Origin of the sequence: Roseomonas alba (genome assembly GCF_019430885.1) — a bacterium.
Lineage (GTDB): Bacteria > Pseudomonadota > Alphaproteobacteria > Acetobacterales > Acetobacteraceae > Neoroseomonas > Neoroseomonas alba.
The window spans coordinates 838750-858548 of the sequence record NZ_JAHYBZ010000001.1 but is presented as its reverse complement, the minus strand read 5'-3'; the positions used below and the strand labels follow the sequence as shown (position 1 = coordinate 858548).

At 69.1% G+C, this 19799-nt stretch carries 18 protein-coding genes; 8 read left to right on the top strand and 10 right to left on the bottom strand.

The genetic code is table 11. The annotated features are described in order from the left end of the window. Nucleotides 1–108: 108 nt before the first annotated feature. Together aztA and KPL78_RS03925 are read right to left on the bottom strand one after the other, a co-directional pair. Entirely contained in the window at nt 109–858 is a 750-nt protein-coding gene (aztA, locus tag KPL78_RS03930; RefSeq protein WP_219761569.1) for a zinc ABC transporter ATP-binding protein AztA, read from the bottom strand. Continuing rightward, nucleotides 855–992: a hypothetical protein gene (locus KPL78_RS03925; RefSeq protein WP_219761568.1), complete on the bottom strand. Its 138-nt coding sequence runs from the start codon at nt 990–992 to the stop codon at nt 855–857. The genes aztA and KPL78_RS03925 overlap by 4 nt, the downstream gene beginning before the upstream one ends. Nucleotides 993–1040: 48 nt before the next feature. Here KPL78_RS03925 and KPL78_RS03920 point away from each other — a divergent pair, with 48 nt between their 5' ends. After that, complete coding sequence (locus tag KPL78_RS03920) at nt 1041–2324, top strand: DUF445 domain-containing protein (protein ID WP_219761567.1); 1284 nt, start codon at nt 1041–1043, stop codon at nt 2322–2324. 4 nt (nt 2325–2328) lie between these two features. Here the strand turns inward: KPL78_RS03920 and KPL78_RS03915 are convergent, their stop codons facing one another. Next, nucleotides 2329–2811, bottom strand: coding sequence for a hypothetical protein (locus KPL78_RS03915; protein WP_219761566.1), 483 nt, complete (start codon nt 2809–2811; stop codon nt 2329–2331). Between the two features lie 322 nt (nt 2812–3133). On the opposite strand from KPL78_RS03915, the gene KPL78_RS03910 reads away from it, so the two are divergent. Continuing rightward, nucleotides 3134–4183, top strand: coding sequence for an LLM class flavin-dependent oxidoreductase (locus tag KPL78_RS03910; RefSeq protein ID WP_219761565.1), 1050 nt, complete (start codon nt 3134–3136; stop codon nt 4181–4183). Nucleotides 4184–4244: 61 nt separating this feature from the next. Here KPL78_RS03910 and KPL78_RS03905 read toward each other — a convergent pair whose 3' ends face one another. Then, entirely contained in the window at nt 4245–4544 is a 300-nt protein-coding gene (locus KPL78_RS03905; protein WP_219761564.1) for a hypothetical protein, read from the bottom strand. 44 nt (nt 4545–4588) lie between these two features. Then, a complete protein-coding gene (locus KPL78_RS03900; protein ID WP_219761563.1) occupies nt 4589–5080 on the bottom strand; it encodes a host attachment protein in 492 nt (163 codons plus the stop codon). A gap of 263 nt (nt 5081–5343) precedes the next feature. Between KPL78_RS03900 and KPL78_RS03895 the strand changes: the two genes are divergently transcribed. Next, on the top strand, nt 5344–5535 hold the full coding sequence (locus tag KPL78_RS03895) for a hypothetical protein (protein ID WP_219761562.1): 192 nt from the start codon (nt 5344–5346) through the stop codon (nt 5533–5535). Nucleotides 5536–5706: 171 nt separating this feature from the next. On the opposite strand, the gene KPL78_RS03890 is transcribed toward KPL78_RS03895, so the two are convergent. Both KPL78_RS03890 and KPL78_RS03885 read right to left on the bottom strand, forming a co-directional pair. Continuing rightward, on the bottom strand, nt 5707–6132 hold the full coding sequence (locus KPL78_RS03890; protein ID WP_219761561.1) for an NfeD family protein: 426 nt from the start codon (nt 6130–6132) through the stop codon (nt 5707–5709). Continuing rightward, entirely contained in the window at nt 6117–7124 is a 1008-nt protein-coding gene (locus KPL78_RS03885; protein WP_219761560.1) for an SPFH domain-containing protein, read from the bottom strand. The genes KPL78_RS03890 and KPL78_RS03885 overlap by 16 nt, the downstream gene beginning before the upstream one ends. A 106-nt stretch (nt 7125–7230) precedes the next feature. Between KPL78_RS03885 and KPL78_RS03880 the strand changes: the two genes are divergently transcribed. Further along, the gene (locus tag KPL78_RS03880; RefSeq protein ID WP_255568548.1) at nt 7231–8013 is read left to right on the top strand and encodes an SDR family oxidoreductase; all 783 of its coding nucleotides are present in this window, start codon (nt 7231–7233) and stop codon (nt 8011–8013) included. A gap of 259 nt (nt 8014–8272) precedes the next feature. On the opposite strand, the gene KPL78_RS03875 is transcribed toward KPL78_RS03880, so the two are convergent. Both KPL78_RS03875 and KPL78_RS03870 read right to left on the bottom strand, forming a co-directional pair. Further along, nucleotides 8273–8875 (bottom strand): thiamine pyrophosphate-dependent enzyme, encoded by a 603-nt coding sequence (locus tag KPL78_RS03875; protein ID WP_369412614.1) that lies wholly within the window; start codon nt 8873–8875, stop codon nt 8273–8275. Beyond that, a complete protein-coding gene (locus KPL78_RS03870; protein ID WP_219761559.1) occupies nt 8872–9402 on the bottom strand; it encodes a thiamine pyrophosphate-binding protein in 531 nt (176 codons plus the stop codon). The genes KPL78_RS03875 and KPL78_RS03870 overlap by 4 nt, the downstream gene beginning before the upstream one ends. Nucleotides 9403–9725: 323 nt before the next feature. Here KPL78_RS03870 and KPL78_RS03865 point away from each other — a divergent pair, with 323 nt between their 5' ends. Further along, a complete protein-coding gene (locus KPL78_RS03865; RefSeq protein WP_219761558.1) occupies nt 9726–11810 on the top strand; it encodes a B12-binding domain-containing radical SAM protein in 2085 nt (694 codons plus the stop codon). Nucleotides 11811–12233: 423 nt separating this feature from the next. On the opposite strand, the gene KPL78_RS03860 is transcribed toward KPL78_RS03865, so the two are convergent. Beyond that, nucleotides 12234–14600, bottom strand: a complete 2367-nt coding sequence (locus tag KPL78_RS03860; protein WP_369412629.1) for a recombinase — start codon at nt 14598–14600, stop codon at nt 12234–12236. Between the two features lie 363 nt (nt 14601–14963). Between KPL78_RS03860 and KPL78_RS03855 the strand changes: the two genes are divergently transcribed. The 3 genes from KPL78_RS03855 to KPL78_RS03845 all read left to right on the top strand — a co-directional run bounded on the left by KPL78_RS03855 (nt 14964) and on the right by KPL78_RS03845 (nt 19798). Then, a complete protein-coding gene (locus KPL78_RS03855) occupies nt 14964–15953 on the top strand; it encodes a patatin-like phospholipase family protein (RefSeq protein ID WP_219761557.1) in 990 nt (329 codons plus the stop codon). An 89-nt stretch (nt 15954–16042) separates the two neighbouring features. Beyond that, nucleotides 16043–17497, top strand: a complete 1455-nt coding sequence (locus tag KPL78_RS03850; protein ID WP_219761556.1) for an N-acyl-D-amino-acid deacylase family protein — start codon at nt 16043–16045, stop codon at nt 17495–17497. 216 nt (nt 17498–17713) lie between these two features. Next, nucleotides 17714–19798: a DUF4114 domain-containing protein gene (locus tag KPL78_RS03845; RefSeq protein WP_219761555.1), complete on the top strand. Its 2085-nt coding sequence runs from the start codon at nt 17714–17716 to the stop codon at nt 19796–19798. Nucleotide 19799: the final 1 nt, after the last annotated feature.

Genomic DNA, 19799 nt, shown 5'->3' with positions numbered 1-19799 from the left:
GTCATCGGCGCCCGGCGCCAGATTGGGTTTCCAAAGGCCTTGTGGCCTTTGGTCGGGCGCGACGCGCTGCTTCGCGGTCCGGGGAGGGGCAAAACCCCTCCCTGGTCGTCACGCCGCGCGCTCGCAGGTCTCGGCAGCGTCGTCCCAGGCTTCCGCCATCATCCGTGCCTTCAGCCGGTTCGCGGCCGTCAGGGCTTCATCCGTCGCACCCCAGGCGATGGCGTCGCGGGCCAGCATCAGTGTCTGGGGAAATTCCCTCTGCACCAGGTCGAGGTCGTGCAGCACGGCGATGACGGTGCGCCCTTCCCCGTGCCAGTCGCGCACGAGGCGCAGCAGGTCGGCGGAGGTTTTCGCATCCACCGCGTTGAAGGGTTCGTCGAGCAGCAGGATATCGGCGTCCTGCACCAGCAGCCGGGCGAACAGCAGCCGCTGAGTCTGGCCGGCGGAGAGCGACCCGACAGGCCGATCCTCGAAACCGGACAGTCCGACGGCGGCGAGCGCCTTCTCGGCCAGCGCGCGATCCTCGCGCGACGCAGCGCGGAAGGCGCCGAGGCGCGGCCAGAGTCCCTGCATCACCACGTCGCGACAGGCGATGGGAAAGGCGCGGTCCAGCGCGGCGAGCTGCGGCAGCAGCGCGATGCGGGCGCTGCCCTCATGCGCGATGGTGCCGCTCTCGGGCTTGTGCAGGCCGGCGAGCGCGCGCAGCAGCGTCGTCTTGCCCGCGCCGTTCGGGCCGACCACGGCGGTCAGGCTGCCGGGGGCGAAGCGGCCGGAGACGTGATGCACCGCCGCGCGCCGTCCATGGGTCAGCGTGAGGTCGGTCAGGCGGATGCCCGCGGGGTGGCGATGACCGGTCATGCCGCCATGGCCCAGACCACGCCGGCCCAGAGCAGTGCCGCCACGCCAGCCGCCAGCACCAGGCGCGACAGCGCCGAGGCGGACAGCGAGAGCGGATCGGTCAGGCCGGCGAACATGGCGTTATGATGTAACATACGGTCTTCGCTGGGCAAGGGCGGCGCGGGGCCCTATCTCCGCGTGTGATGCAAGGCAGCTTCCCGATCCCCGATCCCGATGCCGATCTCCGCCGCGCGCTGACGCGGCATCGGCTGCTCGCAACCTCGCTGCTGGTGGGCATGGGTGCCCTGCTGGTCGGCACCTATGCGATGCCGCCGGGCTACTGGACGGACATGCTCCAGGCCGCGGCCAAGGCCGGTGTGGTGGGCGGGCTCGCCGACTGGTTCGCAGTGACGGCGCTGTTCCGGCATCCGCTCGGCATTCCCATCCCGCACACCGCGATCGTGCCGAACCAAAAGGAACGGCTCGGGCGGGCGCTGGGGCGCTTCGTGTCGTCCCATGTGTTCACCGAGGCCGAGATGCGGCGGGTGATCGCGCGGCTCGACCTCGCGCGCATCATCCAGCGCTTCCTGGCGGATCCCGAAGCCTCGCGCCCGGCCGCGGCGGCGCTGGCGCGCAGCATGCCGAAGCTGGTGGCGAGCCTCGAGGATGGGCGCGCGAAGCGGCTGCTGGTGCGGCTGCTGCCGCGCATCGTGTCCGGCCCCGCCGGGGCGCGGCTGGTGGCGCGCGTGCTGCGGGCCTTCGTCGCCTCCGGCCGGCACCAGGAGGTGTTCAGCCTGGCGATCGGCCAGTTGAAGGTGCTGCTGACGGCGCGGGAGGAGGCGCTGCGGGAGGCCATCGCCGCGCGCATCCGCGCCGAGGGCGGCGCCGTGATCGGCTGGCTGGCCGGGGCGCGCGTGGCGAACCGGGTCCTCGCCGCGGTGAATGCCGAGCTGGAGAAGGTCGAGCCCGAGGATTCCGACCTGCGCGCCGCCTTCGCCGTCTGGCTTAGCCATGAGATCGAGAAGCTGGAGACCGACCCCGAGCGCGCCGAGGCGATCGGTCGCGTGCTGCGGGAAGCATTGGCCCAGCCCTCGGTCGCGGCCTGGCTGATGGATGTCTGGGCGCGGCTGCGCACCGCGCTGATCGCCGATGCGGCGCGGCCGGACGGGCGGACCGTGGCGTTGCTGACCGGCATCTTCGCCAATGCCGGCACGCTGCTGGCCGAGGATCCGGCGGCACGCGACCGGCTGAACCAGGCGGTGGAGCGCGTGCTGGCGACGCTGATGCCCTCGGCCCAGGCGCAGCTTTCGGATTTCATCGCCGGCGTGGTGGGGAACTGGGACGCCAAGGCCGCGGCCGACAAGATCGAGCTGCGGGTCGGGCGCGACCTGCAATATGTGCGCATGAACGGGACGCTGGTGGGGTTCCTTGCCGGCGGGGTGCTGTTCGCACTGCTGACGGCGGTGTTCGGGCGGGTGGCGTCCTGACCGGTCAGCCAGTGCGCCGGGCAATCCCGTGGATCAGCCCGGCGACCGCGCCCGCCGGAACGCCCAGCGCGCCGAACAGCATGCCGAACAGCCCGACGCCGATGGCGCAGCCGCCGCTGCTGCCGGGCCGCGTGCAGTCCGGGTTCAGCATGCTGTTGGCCAGCCCCAGCACGACACCGGCCGCCAGCCCCAGCACCGCGCCGAGCACCGCGTAAAGCAGCATCCGCCCGAAGATCCCACCGACGCTGCCGCGCGGCGCCCCGGGGCCGGAACGCTGGAACACCCCGTAGCCCGCTGTCTGCACGGCCGCGCGCAGCATGGCCGCCGGGGCCGCCGTCTCCATCGCGACCAGCCCCTGCGGCCAATCGGTCCAGAGCCGTGCCGCGGGATCGCAGCGCAACAGCGCCGCCTGCACCGCCGCAGCATCGGCGGGCCCCTGGATGCCGGTGATGGACAGCACCACGGCGCCGGGCGGCGGGGCGTTCAATGCGGCACCTTTGCGGGCTGGGCCTGCCAGTGGCGGATGCCTACGATCGCGTCCCCGGCCAGCAGGCAGCGCCGCGGCGGCCATACGGTGGCAGTCGCATCGCCCCGACTCCCTCCCCGGCAGGACGCCGCGGTGGCGCGCCGCATGAACTCCGCCTCGTCCATTCATCCTGCCCTCTGCGTGCGACCATTCTCACCCGATCCCACGCTGCGGCGCGAGGGCCATGTCACATGGCATGGCGTGGCGGCGCCGGGGCAGGACCGCGCGCGGTGCGCGCCTCCGGTGATTTCCCCTCCGGCGATCACGCTCTAGGCTGCCCGCCATGACCGGCTTCACGCTGTCCGCCCTCGATCAATCCTCCATTGCCTCAGGCCGCACGCCGGGCGAGGCGATCCGCGAAACCATCGCCCTCGCCCGGCATTGCGAGGCGCTCGGCTTCCGCCGCTACTGGTGCGCGGAACATCACAACTCGGCCTCGCATGCCGGGTCGGCGCCGGAGGTGCTGCTGGCGGCCATCGGCGCGGTGACGAGCCGCATCCGCATCGGCTCGGCCGGGGTGATGCTGCCGCATTACTCCTCGCTGAAGGTTGCCGAGCAGTTCCGCGTTCTGGAAGCCATCGCGCCGGGGCGGGTCGATCTCGGCGTCGGACGTGCACCGGGGTCCGACGGGCGCACCGCCTTCGCGCTGAACCCCAACGCCAACCAGGCCGCGGACCGCTTCCCGGCGCAGGTGATGGAGGTGCTGGGCTGGCTCGGCGAGGGGCTGCCGGAGAACCATCCCTTCCGGTCCATCGTCGCCCAGCCCAACGTCGCGACGCGGCCGGAGATGTGGATCCTGGGGTCGTCGGATTACGGCGCGCAGGTCGCGGGGTATTTCGGCCTGCCCTATTGCTTCGCGCATTTCTTCAGCGACGGCGGCGGGTCCGAACAGGCGATCGCAGTCTATCGCGAGAGCTTCCAACCCAAGCCGGACATGCCCGGGCGGCTGGCGGCGCCACATCCGGCGCTCGGCGTCTATTGCCTGGTCGCGGATACCGAGGCCGAGGCCAGGCGCCTGTTCCGGTCGCGCGAACTGTGGCGCCTGAAGCGCGACCGTGGGCTCTACCTGCCGTTGCCGAGCATCGAGGAGGCGGAAGAGTACGTCTATTCCGACCTGGAACGCGCGCGCGTCGAGAAGATGCGCGACTCGGCGATGGTCGGCGCGCCGGAACAGGTGAAGGCGCGGCTGGAGGCCCTGTCGGCGGCACATGGGGGCATCGCGGAATTCGCGGTGATCACCCATTGCCACGACCCCGAGGCGCGACGGCGATCCTACACGCTGCTGGCGGAAGTGTTCGGGCTGAAGGCCGGCGGCGACGCGCTGGCAGCGTAGGCGCCGACGCGAAGACCCGACCATGCGTGGCCTCGGGAGGGGCGCGGCCCCTCCGGGACCATCAGCGCCGCATGATGACGAATCGCACCGGCTGCCCGCCGCCGCGGCGCGCTCGCCACCAGAGCGACCCGGCGCCGATCGCGCCGGCGACGATGGCGACCGGCAGCAGCACGCCGATCGCGAGCACGGCCAGTCCAGCCAGCATGAGCGCCGTCGCGCCGAAGGCGACCAGCATCGCGACGCCGCCGAGGCGCGCGAGAATCCTATCGAGGCCACTGGCCGCACGGGGCGGCACCGGGTCCCGGAACTGGCCTTCCGGCGTCATGTCGATAACGGGCGGGCGACGATTGTGCGTTTCCATGGCTCATAGGACGTGGACCATGCCGCCGCCCGGATCAAGGGCCGTTACGATCCGTGACGCAGGGCGTCGAGCCGGGAGAAGAGGTCGGCCGCCGCCAAACCGGTGAGGTCGTGATGCTCCTCGCCCACCAAGGCCTGGCGCAGATCCCCCGGCAGGTGGTCGCGGATGGCCGCGGCAAAGGAGGCCGGGGCGACGAGTACGAGGCTGTCCGCCTTGCCGGCGCGCAGGGCCGCGGTCATGTCGTCAGCGATGTGATGGGCCAGGTCGCGGCGGGCATGTTCCTTGGGGCCGTCATCCTTGCCGTCGCGTTCCATGGCGCTGCGGGCGCTGGCGCCGGCGGCGGCAAAGGCGCGACCGGGGCGATCCTCGCCCTGGTCCGCGTCCTTGCGGCGGGCATCCGGCGCGTCCCAGGCCAGCAGCGCGTCGTAGCCGCTCTCCCCGAGGCGCTTCGCATAGGCCCGGCCATGGCTGCCATTGGCGACGACGAAGAGGCGGCGGGCATGGCCCTCATCGATGGTGGTCGTGGTGCTGCGCATGGACGTGCTCCTCGGAACGGGAAGCGGACTTATACGCCCCGGGATCGCCTGCGACCTTGATCCGCGACAAGGGGGGGACACCCGACGCGCGGCACGGTCGTTCCTTCGGGGGCTGGACCTGAATTCTGGATTGATCTCATTTCATGCGACGATTCCCGAATCCTCTCGAGTTTTGGGCCGAATTCACGACGGACTCACGCGCGGCACGTGAACCTTCCCGTTAGATTGACGCCAGTGCGATCACTGAAGCTGGAGACCGCGTCATGCTCGATCTTGACGCCCTGACCGACCTGGAAGGCTTCATCGCGCACCTTCGCCGAGACGGTGGGGTGCCGCCGAAGCCCGTGCCGGATACCGCCGGCCTCGCGTCCCTGGTCGATGTGCTGCACCAGGTCGATGTGATGTTCGAGGCCGCTCCGCATGAGCCCGGCCGGGCGTGCGGCAAGAAGGCCTGAGCAGGCAGCGTCCGACGAAGGTCTGACCGCGGCGTTTCACCATCCGGCGGGATCCCAGGGCGACAGCCCGGGTTCCGCACGAATGCCATCCCTTATCTGAATTCCAAGCGGGGCGCTGGCCTCTCCGCCATCGCAACGGGACGGCGGCGGCCGTCCCGGCGATGGGAGGGGCTATTCCGGTCGGACGACGAGGGTGGTGCCGTCCACGCCCTCGACCCGGACGCGCGTGCCGATCGGGCTGCCGCCGAGATCCCGCGGCAGGCGCGCCGCCCAGTCGGAATCACCGACGCGCACCCGGGGGCCCGTGGCGCCGGGCTCGATCAACACGCCGGCGCGCCCGACCAGGCCCGATGTCGGGGTGTTCACCTGCGGCCGCGTCGGATGTGCCTGCCGCAAGCGCAGCGCCGCGGCGATGCCTGCGGCCAGCAGTGCGATGAAGACCGCGACCACCACGATGAAGGGCGGCGCGGTCACCAGCAGCACCAGGCCGGTGCCGATCGCGGCGAGCCCGATCCACAGCAGGAAGACCCCCGGCAGCAGGATCTCGGCGCCGAGCAGCACCAGCCCGGCGAGGATCCAGATCAGCGCGGGGTCCACGGCGAGGGCGCCTCCGGCAGTGCGGGCGGGGCGGTCGGCCGCGGGGGGCGCGGCGGCGCGCCGCCGGCATCCGACCCCCGCAGCAATTCCATCGCCTGGGCGATGCCGCCGGCGAGCGCGCTGCTCTCCATCGGCACGATCACCAGCTTCTGCGCGGTGTTGCCCGCCAGCGTCTCGAACGCCTTCACGTATTTGTCGGCGATGAAGTAGCGCAGGGCGTCGGTGCCCGCTCCCGCCGCGACCTCGGCCACCATGCGAGTGGCGGTGGCCTCGGCCTGGGCCAGGCGCTCGCGCGCCTCGGCGTCGCGGAAGGCGGCTTCGCGGCGGCCCTCGGCGGACAGGATCAGGGCCTGCTTCTCGCCCTCGGCGCGCTTGATCTCGGCCTCGCGCTCGCCCTCGGCCTTGGCGACGGTGGCGCGGCGTTCGCGCTCGGCCGTCATCTGCAGGTTCATGGCGCGGATCAGGTTCTCGGGCGGCTCGATCTTGCGGATCTCGACGCGGGCGATCTTCACGCCCCAGGGGTCGGTCGCCCCATCCAGGATGGCGAGCAGCGAGGAATTGATGCGTTCGCGCCCCGACAGCGTGGCGTCGAGTTCCATCTCGCCGATCACGGCGCGGATGTTGGTCATGGTCAGCGCGGTCAGCGCCACGCCGAGATCCTGCACCGCATAGGCCGCCTTGGCCGGGTCCATCACGCGGTAATAGACGATGCCGTCCACCGCGACCGTGGCGTTGTCGCGCGTGATGACCGACTGCTCGGGGATGTCGAGGACCTGCTCCTGCACGTTCACGCGCCGCCCGACCATGTCGACGAAGGGAATGATGAAGTTCAGCCCCGGCGACAGCATCCGGGTGAAGGCGCCGAACCGCTCGACCGTCCAGACCTCGCCCTGGGGCACGGTGCGGATGCCGCGCGTGGCGGTCAGGATCGCGACCACCAGCAGGACGATCAGCACGATGGTCGAAAAGGAGACGATCTCGAAGGGGCTCATGAGGTGAGACTAGCCGGACTGCGGTCGGAACGGAACGGCACCCTTGCCGGCGGCCGCGCGCGGCGGGACGATGCCTGAAGACGTTCAGGGTTCAGGAGGAAACACGATGCAGGGCAGCAGCCATCCCTTGACGGTCGACCTGACCGGGTTGCGCGTGGCGATCAGCGCGGGCGCCGGCGGGATCGGGCGCGTCATGGCCGACAGCTTCGCCGCCCGCGGCGCGCGCGTCTTCGTCAGCGACATCGATGCCGAGGCCCTGGCCGACTGCCCCCACCCCAAGATGCGCGCTGACATGGGCGAGACCGCCGAATGCGAAGGCTTCGTCGAGGCGGCGGCGGCCCATCTCGGCGGGCTCGACGTGCTGGTGAACAATGCCGGCATCGCCGGCCCCACCGCGCGGGTCGAGGATGTGACACCCGAGGCGCTGGAGGCCACGCTGCGCATCGACCTCGCCGCCATGTTCCACTGCGCGCGGCGCGCCGTGCCGCATCTGCGCGCGGCCGGCGGCGGGTCGATCGTGAATCTCTCCTCCGCCGCCGGGCGTTTCGGCTTCCCGCTGCGCAGCCCCTATGCCGCCGCCAAATGGGGCGTGGTGGGCTTCACCAAGTCCCTGTCGATCGAGCTTGGGCCCGACCACATCCGGGTGAACGCCATCCTGCCCGGCCTCGTCGCCGGCGACCGCATCCGGCGCGTGATCGAGGCCAAAGCCCAGGCGCAGGGCGTGCCCTTCCGGGAGAAGGAAGCGGAGCTGCTGAAGGATGTGTCGATGCGCTGCTACGTGACGCAGCACGACATCACCAACATGGCGCTGTTCCTGTGTTCACCCTTCGGGGCGACGATCAGCGGCCAGGCGCTGGCGGTGGATGGGGACATCCAGCGCCTGGGGTGACCGCCACGGCAACCGCGGATGCCGGAGACGCCCCGGCCCCCGCGGCGCACCAGTTCAACAACCGGTTTCCAAAGGCCCTGCGGCCTTTGGTGGGGTGGCTTGGAGGGGCAAAGCCCCTCCCAACGCGCCTCATACCGCCGAGCCTTGCTGATGACCTCGTCATCGGCAGGGCGAACGGCATGGCGCGCGGGGTTGGTGGGGCGGCCACGCGCAAGACCACAAGACTCTGATGCCGAGTCAGCCGAAAGGCTGGCTGGTATCAGACGCTCTGCGCCATCGCCCGCATGAAGGATTCGCGGAAGCGGATCGGATCGCGGTCCGTCTGGTTCCGCCCCGGCTCGCTGTCGATCTTCACGCCGATCACATGCGGCCCGTCGGTCGCCAGCGCCTTCGCGACCAGCGCGTCGAACTCCGCCTCATCCGCAGCCCAGGCCGCGCTGGTGATGCCGGAAGCACGCGCGATGCCAACGAGGTCGGTGCCCGCGGTCTTCGCCGGAGTCCCCTGCCCGCCGGTGATCTGGTAGATGCCGTTGTCCCACAGCACGATCGTCAGGTTCTTCGGCTTCTGCGCCGCGATGGTCGACAGGCAGCCAAGCTGCATCAGCAGCGAGCCGTCACCCTCCAGCGCGAAGACATGGCGGTTCGGCTGGGCGATGGCGACGCCGAAGGCGATCGGCGCGGTGAGGCCCATCGAGCCGAGCATGTAGAAGTTCTCGCCACGCTCCTTGCCCGAACCCCAGAGGTCCCAGTTGGAATTGCCGATGCCGCCGATCACCGCCTCGCGGTTCTTCAGCCCCGCGACCAGGCGCTTGGTCAGCGCGGCGCGGTTCATGACGTGCAGGTTGTCAGTGGTGTCGGTCACTTGCGGCCTCCGCTCAGCAGCGGGGAGATGATCAGGCAGGCAGGCCAGCGCGTGGCGAAGGCCTGGCGGATGGTCCGGTCGATCATGAAGGCGGCCTCGTCCAGCCGCGTCACCGTATGGTGCTCGATGCCCATGGAATCGAGGATCGGGCGCATGGTGCGGCAGACGATCGCCTGGCCCGGATTGAACTCGCCCATCGTGCCGCGTTCGGAGACGACCATCAGCACCGGCACCTGGAAAGCGACGGGCAGCGAGGCGAGCGCATTCGGCAGCGTGGCGAAGCCCGAGGTCTGCATCATGACGATGCCGCGCGTCCCGGCCATGTAGGCGCCGGTCACGATGCCGACGGCCTCTTCCTCACGCGCGCAGGGGAAGGTGGTGAAGTAGGGATCGGCGTGGCAGCCGTCGATCAGCGGACGCAGAACGTTGTCGGGAACATAGGTGACCAGGCGGACATCGTTGTCCTTCAGCGCCTGACGGAAAATGCCGTGCCAAGTCGTGGGTGGCGCATCGGTCGCGCTCGTCATCGGGTGGATATCTCCTCGCTGCGCTGGCCGGTATCGCACCACGAGATGCACCCGCCAAGACCGGCGCCCACCCGACAACCTGTGCCCGCGGTCACAGCGTCCGATGCGGTAGTGCAACAGCATCGCCCGGCACGCCCTGGAAGCCGGGGCGAACGATCCATCATGATTCGTTACGACTTGTTGCGATGCATCACGGAGCTTGTTACCGTTTCCGTAACGGTAGCGGCTCAGGCGGCGATCCGCGACCTGTCGGTTTGCGCCAGGGAAACCGCGCCGTGGTCCCGGCCCCCGGGGCCCATGTGCGCCAGCAGGAGAATGTTGGCATGGCTACGCGCGTGTATCTCGGCGACCTGCGCTACAATACCGGTGGTGTATTGGCGAATGACTGCATGCCACTCGGCGTCGCCTACATGAAGGCGGTGATGGACCGGGACAATGCAGACACGGTCAGCCGTCTCTTCGTCTATCCGGACCGGCTGATGCAAGCGCTGCGGGATGACCCGCCCGACGTGCTGATGCTGTCCAACTATGTGTGGAACGAGGCCCTGTCGCGCGCCTTCTTCCGCCTGGCCAAGCAGGCCAATCCGAACGTGCTGACGGTGATGGGCGGGCCCAACATCCCGATCGAGCCCGATCGGCAGATCGCCTATGTCGACCAGTATCCCGAGATCGACGTCTACATCACCGGCGAGGCGGATTTCGCCGCCGCCCAGCTCGTCTCGGTGTTCCAGGATTGCGGGCTCGACCACAAGGTGTGGGGCAAGCGCGGGATGGAGAGCACCATCTGGCGCAACCCGGAAGGCCAGCTCGTGCGCAGCGCGACCAAGCCGCGCCACCGCGAGGTGAACGAGATCCCCTCCCCCTGGCTCACCGGCATCCAGGACGAGTTCTTCGACGGGCGCCTCGCGCCGATGATCGAGACCAACCGCGGCTGCCCCTTCACCTGCACCTTCTGCGCCCAGGGCACGTCCTGGTACACGAAGGTGCATAATTTCGACGTCGAGCGGATGAAGGAGGAAATCCACTACATCGCCCGGCGCATCAAGGAACGCTCGCCCAAGATGGGCACGCTGCGCATCGCCGATTCCAACTACGGCATGTTCGAGCGCGACATCGACATCTCCGGCTATATCGGCCAGATGCAGCGCGACTATGGCTGGCCGACCTTCATCGATGCCACCACCGGCAAGAACAGGCCCGAGCGCATCATCAAGTCGGTCGAGCAGGTCTCCGGCGCGCTGGTGCTCTACCAGGCGGTGCAGTCGCTGGATGAGAATGTGCTGCGCAAGATCAAGCGCGACACCATCAAGCTCGACGCCTACAAGGCGCTGGAAGTCCATATGCGCGGGCGCGGGCTGAAGTCGATCTCCGACCTCATCCTCGGCTTGCCGGGCGAATCGCTGGAGACGCATCTGCACGGGCTGACCACCCTGCTCGATTCCAACATCGACCAGATGCACAACTTCCAGGCGATGATGCTCAAGGGCTCCGAGATGGAGAAGCTCGAGAGCCGCGAGACCTTCAAGTTCGATACGCGCTTCCGCGTGCTGCCGCGCAATTTCGGCGTCTTCGAGGACCGCAAGGTGTTCGATGTCGAGGAGATCATCGTCGCCACCGACACCCTGCCCTTCGAGGACTACATCACCTGCCGCAAATACCACCTAATCTCCAGCGTGTTCTGGAACGACGGGTGGTTCGCGCATGTGGTGGCGTTCTGCCGCGCGCACGGCATCACCAACGCCGAATGGTGGAAGGCGATGCTGCCGGCGCTGGAGGAAGGCGACGAGACGGTGCGAGGCTTCCTTGACGCCTTCGTCGGCGAGACCAAGGGTGAGCTGTTTCCCACGCGCGACGCCTGCATCGACTTCTATGCGCAGGAGGAGAACTTCCAGAAGCTCGGCCGTGGGGATATCGGCGACAACCTGATGTACCGGTATCGTGCCATCGCCTCCTTCTTCATCTGGGACGCGGTGTGCGACGCGGCCATGAAGGCATCGCGCGCGCTGCTGGACGCGAAGGGCGTGCCGGCGACCATCCCGGATTTCGACCGCTTCTGGGCCGACTTCCACAGCTTCATCCGCCTGATCCACGCCACGGGGCTGACGGAGGAGGAGATCCTCGCGCCCACCGAGGCGGTGCTGCACTACGACTTCCCGGCCTGGATCGCGTCGGGCGACTGGACTGGCCCGGCGGCGTTCCGGCTGGAGGAGCCGCAGCTCTACCGGTTCGAGCTCACCGAGGAAGGCGAGCGCGAGATGCGCATGTCACTGGCGACCTGGACGACGCATATCCGCGGGCTGTCGAAGCTGGTCACGCGCATCCGGGTGGAATCCCAGGTGCGACAGTGCCTGCCGGCGGACGGGTCGGCCGGGATGACGCGACGGGCGGGTGTGATCGCGGCGGAATGAGGTCGCTGGGGGCCGCCCCATATGGGTGCAGATGAGGCCCTGACGGCGGGAGCGCGCTGGGGCTTTGCCCCTTCCCCGATCCCTGTCCCAGCAAAGGCCGAGGGGCCTTTGCAACCCTCGATTTGGCGCCTGGCATCCCGGCCGGAATGCGTGCCGGGACTCGCTCTCGCGCCCGAAGCGCAGGGCTCGGCCTCGTGCGGCCGTCCTGCCATGAACCAGGTGCCGGTGATCCAGACCATCCGTGGCCTGGGAGCCCATCGACGTTGCCCTGCAACGTCAATGGGGCCCCAGGCGGGGTGAGGTTTGAAGCGGGCTCGTTCACCCCAGAGGGCTTCGGCCTCCCCAGCGGCACCGCACCGGGCAACGGACACCGCCCGCGAGACTTGCAAGAGGAGCGAAGCCCCCCTCCTCCAAGTCGCGCTGTCATATCGGGCAGACCCCGCTCGCGCAGGCCAGATGCGCCATGTCCAGCGCCTCATGCAGCGCGGGATCGCGGATCGCGGCGACGATCGCCTGGAACTCTTCCTCGGTGACTTCCTCCTCGGGCAGGTATTCGTAGCCGAGGGCCGCGTCCGGCGCCGACGGCAGCACCGCGCAGCAGCGCACATGCGGCTGATGCGTCAGCAGCATGTCGCGGAAGGCCTCCAGATCGTGCCGGTCGGTATAGACCTTCAGCGTGTAAGAGATCTGGTTCCCCCGCTCCGCCCCGATCCAGTGGCGTTCCATCAGGGCGAGCCAGCGATACTGGTCTTCCGGGCTCGCTTCCGGCGCGGTCTTCAGCCGGTCGCCGACGCCCAGGCGCTGGATCAGCGGCAGGGTCGGGAAGCCGACGATCGACATGCCGGGGAAGGAGCGCAGCGCCCGCACCGGATAGCCGCGCGCCTCGTAATCCGCGAGCAGCGGGTCGGAATCCGACAGCCAGTTGCCGGACTCGCCCTTGGTGCCCTTGAACTGCACCCAGCGCAGATACTGGCGGCGGGCCGGCAGGTGCGCGCCCTCGGTCAGGCCGAACAGCTTCGAGGTCGTGCCCGCCGGCTTCACCGTCGTCACCGTGAAGGGCCGCACCCGGCCGAGTTCCTCGGCATAGGCGTCCGCCTCGTCCTTCGCGGCCTCGGAGAAGCGGGCCAGCGCCTCCCAGAACGGTGCGGATCTGTCCTCGTCCAGCAGATCGTCGAAGCCGAGGCCGAACCGCGCCCAGGCCCATTCATGCAGACCGGTCGGGCCGATCCCCATGCGGTTGGTGCGCCGCACCTCCTCGCCATAGAGCGCATCCATGGAATTCGCCCGCATCAGGAAACGCACGCCAAGGCGCACGGCGTCCTCGACGCGGTTATCCCATTCCGCCGCCATGGCATCGGGCATGATGCCGGGCAGCACGCTCGCCGGATCGACCGGGCAGGCCAGCAGCGGCGCGAAATCGGCGATGACGCAATAGCCGCCGGTCACGTGCAGCACGATCTCGCCGCAGGGATTGGTCGTGCAGGGGAAATGCGCCTCGGCCGCGCGCGCCGACAGATCCGCGAGAAGTGCGGCGGCCTGGTCCACCTGGTAGCGCTGCGACCGGACGTCGCGACCGTCATGGTGCACGGGCTTTTCCCGCGCGCGGCCGGTGCGGTGGTCCTCCAGCATGTCGCCATTGATGAAGCCGGGCTCGCCATTGACGAAGGCGCAACGGGTGACTTCCTCGAAGACCTCCAGCGCGCGGCGGTCCTCGGCGCGCGCGGACCCGGCGCGGGCAGCCTGCACGCCGCGCCAGAAGGCGGCATCGACCATCACCGAGTTGTTCGCCGTCCACAGCCCGCCCTCGGACTTCGCCCGGATGAAGCGGATGATGCCCGGGTCGCGCCAGTTCTTCGTCGCCATGCGCGCGGCACGACGGGCGCCGCCGACCTGCACTTCCACCGACAGGAAGTGATCGACCAGCATCGCCTGTTCCCAGGCATCCGGCAGGCGGCCGTCGCGCGCGGGTTCGATGACATCACGCCGGATCGCCATCACCGCGCGCATCAGCGACAGCGGGCCCGAGGCCGGCCGACCCTGCATGCCGCCGATCGGCGCCCCACGCGGGCGGATGGCCGAGAAATCGAGCAGCAGCGTCCGGTCCTCGGCCCCTGCGAAGGCGAGGCTCTCAATGGTCTCGATCGCCTTGGCCCAACCTTCGCGGCTGTCCTCGATGATCACGCGGATCGCGTCGGCGGGGGCCGCATCCGTCCATTCGCGGTCGATGAAGGCGCGGATGGCGGCCTCGTCGGTGTCGGCCTCGGCCGCGCCCCAGGGCAGCAGGCCGAATTCGGTGCCGAAGCGGTGCAGCGCCGCGCGGTCGTGCGGAAAATCGGCATGGTCGCGCGACAGGCGCAGCAGCACGCGCGGCGCGCGCGCCCAATCCACCGCCATCAGCGCGTCGTCATAGGCCCGGCCGACGCCCGATCCGTTCAGCAGCAGGTAGAACTTGGTGAAGGAGGCGATGGCCGTCGCGCAATTGGTGAAGACCTCCATGTTGCGGCTGGCCTGCTGCGCATCGCCATGCTGGAGGTGCCGGCCGGAGGTGATCAGCGCGCCCGTGGCGATCGCGTTGCGCAGCCGGTCGCGCTCGATGCGATCCCGCGGCGAGAGCGCCCGGCCCAGCAGCGACATGTTGCCTTCGGAAACGCGGTCGGCGACGCGGCCGAAGCATTCGGCATCGTCCGGGCGGAACACGGTGCGGCGCGCAACGGCGAGTCCCATGCCGGCATCGAGCGGGCGCGGCGGCAGTTTCTCCTCCCCGAAGGCTCCCCCGGGCAAAGGCCGCACCATCCCGTTCGGCGCCCGAAGGGCACCGGCCTGCATACCGTCCATTGCATCTGTCCCCGTCAGGAGGGCGCCCCCTCGCGCCGCCCCGGTGTTGCGACACGCTATCAGTGATTCGCCGTCCACGTCACTACATATGGTGTCTGGCAGGCCAAGCCGCCACTAGAACTGGTTCACCTGTTGCGAATCGTGGTTCCCGGCCGGCTCCCGCCCGATGCCGGCGAAAAGCCCAGGCAGCCCCTGCCTTTGCCGCGCCGCGGCCGCTGTGGTGACCCCGCAGGCGGCCGGCCCGGCATGGACAACCATCGATCGCGGCCCGAATCTGGAGGCGCCGCCGCTGCGGATGCCGGATGGCGCGGGAGCAGGATGAAGACGTCGATGCCGCATGCCGCGCCACGCGCCGGGAAGACGATCGGCCTTGCGCTGGGCAGCGGCTCCGCGCGGGGCCTCGCGCATATCGGCGTGCTGCGCGCCCTGCACGAAGCCAGGATCCCGGTCGACGTCGTCGCCGGCACCAGCATCGGCGCGCTGATCGGCGCGGTCTATGCGGCAGGGAAGCTCGACAGCCTGGCGGCCACCTTCCAGTCCTTCGACCGCCGGCGCGTCGCCTCCTTCTTCGATGTCGTGCTGCCGAAATCGGGCCTACTCGACGGGGCGCGCATCAGCGAACTGGTCCGCAGTCATGTGCCCTCCGAAACCATCGCGGCGCTGCCGAAACCCTTCGCCGCCGTCGCCACCGATGTCGCCAGCGGCGAGGAAGTCGTCATCAGCAGCGGCGACGTGATCGACGCCGTGCGCGCCAGCATCTCGGTGCCCGGCATCCTCACGCCGGTCCGCTGGAACGGCCGTATCCTCGTCGATGGCGGGCTCGTGAACCCCGTTCCGGTCACGGCCGCGCGCGCCCTGGGCGCCGAGGCCGTCATCGCCGTGGACCTCAACCACGGCATCGTGGAGGGCAAGAACCTCAAGCCCATCCTGATGCGGGAGCCCTCGGCGGCGGAACCTGGCGCCTGGCCCGGCTGGGCACAGACCCTGCGCCAGGCGATCCAGGACCTCGCCGCGCGGCTCCAGGCGCCCGATGCCCCTCCTCGCGATCAGGCCGCGCGCCGACCACCGTGCGAGGAACCGATGCCCAACATCTTCGAGGTGCTCCTCGCCTCCATCAACATCATGGAAAGCCGCATCACCGAGGGCCGTCTGACCCTCGACCGCCCGGACCTCGTGATCCAGCCGCCGCTCGGCCATATCCGCTTCCTCGACTTCGACCGCGTCGAGGAGATCATCGAGATCGGCTACCACAGCGCGGTCCGGTCCCTCGCGGCCTTTGCCGCCGACGGTTCGCTGCGCGCGCCGTAGCCGGAATCGGTCCGGCCGCGGTCGCGGGGTTTCGCCCGGCAGCGGCCCGGTCCATCATTGGCTGCTTACCTCCCTTGGGATCTGCGACCATGGCCTTGCGCTGCGACCTCATCATCCGCGATGCGACGATCTTCGACGGCACGGGCGGCCCGCGCCGCCGCGGCGATGTGGGCGTGACCGGCGACCGGATCGTCGGCGTGGGCGACCTCGGCGGCGCGACCGCCGACCGCGAGGTGATGGCGAACGGCAAGGCCCTCGCCCCCGGCTTCATTGACGCCCATACCCATGACGACCGCGCGGTGATGTGCGGGCCCGAATGCATGACCTGCAAGATCAGCCAGGGTGTCACCACCGTGGTCGTCGGCAATTGCGGCGTCTCGCTCTCGCCGGCCACCTTCAAGCGCGTCCCGCCGCCCCCGCTCGACCTGATCGGCGAGGATGGCTGGTGGCGTTTCGACAGCTTCGGCGACTACGCGCATGAGCTGAAGAAGCGCGGTTCCGAGGTGAACACCTACGCCCTGGTCGGCCACCAGACGCTGCGCGTGGAGGCCATGGACGGCGACGTGATGCGCACCGCCAAGGATTCCGAGATCGAGCACATGCGCCTGCGGGTGAAGAACTCGCTGGCGGAAGGCGCCTCGGGCTTCTCCACCGGCCTGTACTACCCGCCCAACATGCATGCGACGACCGAGGAGGTCATCGCCGTCGCCGAGCCGCTGCGCACCTTCAACGGCCTCTATGTCACGCATATGCGCGACGAAGCCGACCGCGTCCTCGCCTCGATCGAGGAGACCGCGAAGATCGGCAAGCGCGTCGGCGTGCCGGTCTGGGTCAGCCACCACAAATGCTCGATGCCGGAGAATTACGGCCGCTCGACCCAGACCCTGCCGCTGATCGAGATCTACAACCAGACGCAGGACATGTATTTCGACATGTACCCCTATCCGGCCGGCTCCACCGTGCTGATGCCGGACCGGCTGCGCGACGACCTCAAGGTGATGATCACCTGGTCGATCCCGCATCCGGAAATGTCGGGCAAGTATCTCTCGGACATCGCGCGCGGCTGGAACACCGACATCCGCCAGGCCGCCCAGCGCCTGCTGCCCGCCGGCCAGGTGACCTGGCAGATGGATGAGGAAGACGTCCGCCGCATCATGGCCCATCCGATGTCGGTGATCGGTTCGGATGGCATCCCGCACGACGCGCATCCGCATCCGCGCCTGTGGGGCACCTTCCCCCGCGTGCTCGGCCACTATTCGCGCGAGCTGCGCCTGTTCAACCTCGAGACCGCCATCCACAAGATGACCGGCCGCACCGCGAACCTCTTCGGCATGATCGACCGCGGCGAGATCCGCGAAGGCGCCTATGCCGACCTCGTGCTGTTCGACCCCGACACCGTCATCGACAAGGCAACCTTCGAGGAGCCGAAGCAGGCCGCCGAGGGCATCGAGGAAGTCTGGGCGAACGGTGTGCCGGTCTTCGTGGCCGGCAAGGGCGCGACGGGCGAGAAGCCGGGCCGGCTGGTCACGCGCAACCGCGTCTGAGGCCCTTCGCTGCCGTGGGTTGCGCCGTCACGGCGACGGGCAGCGCAACCCCCCTCGGATCACGCGAATGTGAGCTTATTCATGCATCATCCCGCCAGCGGCATGGGTTGATGCAGGCGAAGTTATACGTCTCCATGCTACCCAGCGTTGTTCGGCGCCGCGCCCTGCTCCACCGGCAGGGCGTTGTTTTTTCACCGACTTTGCCGAGGGAAGAGAATGGCGGGCGAAATCGACGACGGGGCCAAGGGGGGGATCTACGGGGGCACCTTCGATTCCAGCGGCCTCGATGCGAACATCCGCGCGGTCATGGTGGACCTGCGCTGGACGACAAGCTTCGGGGGCGACGAGGCAGCCACGGTCATCAGCTACGCGTTCCCCACCACGACCGACGCCTACCTCAACACGCCGGGCGGCTATCCGGTCGACGGCGGCAGCGACGAGGATGACGACGACGGCGACGATCCCTTCGCGGGCTTCACGCCGCTCACCGACATCCAGGTCGATGCGGTCCGCAGCGCCTTCGGCCTCGTGTCGCTCTACACGAACCTCACCTTCCAGGAGCTCGATTCGAGCGAGGCGGCGAATGCCACCTTCCGCTTCGGGAATTTCACGGGAACCGGCTCCTTCTCCGGGTTTCCGCCGAATGCCGGCAGCTATTCGCCGCAGGACTACCGCACTGCCGCTGACACCTGGCTCGGCGGCAACGGCAATCCGCCGACCGCCACCTATTTCGGTACCGATCACTTCAACACCATCATGCATGAGATGGGTCATGCCTTCGGCCTGAAGCACGGCCACGACCCGAGCCTGAGCGGCGCGCTGTCGGACGACCGGAACGACAACGAGTTCGCGGTCATGACCTACGCCAGCTACTTCGGCGCCGATACCGAAGGGGCGACCGAGGCCTGGGTCGGCTCCGCGCCGCAGAGCTACATGATGTACGACATCGCCGCGCTGCAGGCCTATTACGGGGCCAATTTCAGCAAGGTCGGCACCGCGGCGGTCTACACCTGGGACGCCCTGACGGGGCAGCAGTACATCAATGGCGAGGCCGCCCCGTTCACCGGCGCCAGCGAGACCGGGAAGATCTTCTCCACGGTCTGGACCCAGGGAGCGACGGCTACCTACGACCTCAGCAACTTCGCCGACGACCAGTTCGCCGACCTCAGGCCCGGCCAATGGCTCCGCTTCTCCTCCGCCCAGATCGCGGATCTCAACGACGCGGCCCCGGAAGGCACGCCGGAATTCCAGGCGCAGGGCAACATCTACAACGCGCTGCTCTACAACGGCGACACGCGCTCCCTGGTCAGCAACCTCATCACCGGCAGCGGCAATGACCGGCTGATCGGCAATGATGCCGACAACCTGCTCAGCGCCGGGGCGGGCATCGACACGATCGAAGGTGGTATCGGCAACGACACGATCAGCGGCGGCGCCGGGGAAGATGTCATCACCTTCGGTGCAGGGCGCAGCCTGCTACGCGACACGCTGGCCGACCTCGACGGCGATCGGGTGCTCGATCTGGGCTTCGACAATGCGGTGCAGATCCTCGGCATCCGTGCGGCACGCGACAGCGTCCTTGTCACTACGGATGCGGACGGCGTGGCCATCGGCCTCGACGGCGGCAGCTTCCACCTGGCCGGCGATTTTGCGGGCGGCGACTTCGTCACCGCGATGCGTGGCCTCGGCGACGATGCCTTCACGCATCTCAGCTTCATCCCCTACCTGCCGGCGTTGTCGGAGGAAGTGACGGTCGATGCCGGCGCGATCAATGGCATCGCGGATGACATGCTCCTGCAGGGCGACGGCCTGGCGAGCTTCACGGTCACGCTGGACGGCGCCGTCACCGGCTATCGCAACACCATCGGCAGCTATCGCATCGCCCCCGATGGCACGATCTCCGACGTCTCGATCCTGTTCGGCAATGCGTCGGATGATGCGATGGCCGGCTCCACATCCTTCCTCGGCACCCCGCTCGCGGGCGAGAGCATCGCCTTCTTCCTCATCCAGGATGGCGATCGGGCCTATGGCGCGCTGCCGGACGACCTGTCCTTCCGCTGGGCGGATGACGACACGGGCTGGGTGCTGCACAGCGCCAGCGCGGGCGACCTGGCGGATGCGGCGATCTTCCATTCCATCGCCGCCTTCAACCCGGATGCCGCGACCCACGTGCTCTCGGGCCTGGCCCCCGGCAGCGACGGCCTGTGGATCGGATTTGAGGACGAGGTGAGCGGCGCCAGCGACAACGACTTCCAGGACGTCGTACTCACCATCCGGGAATACGACGCGCTGGTCACCTGAC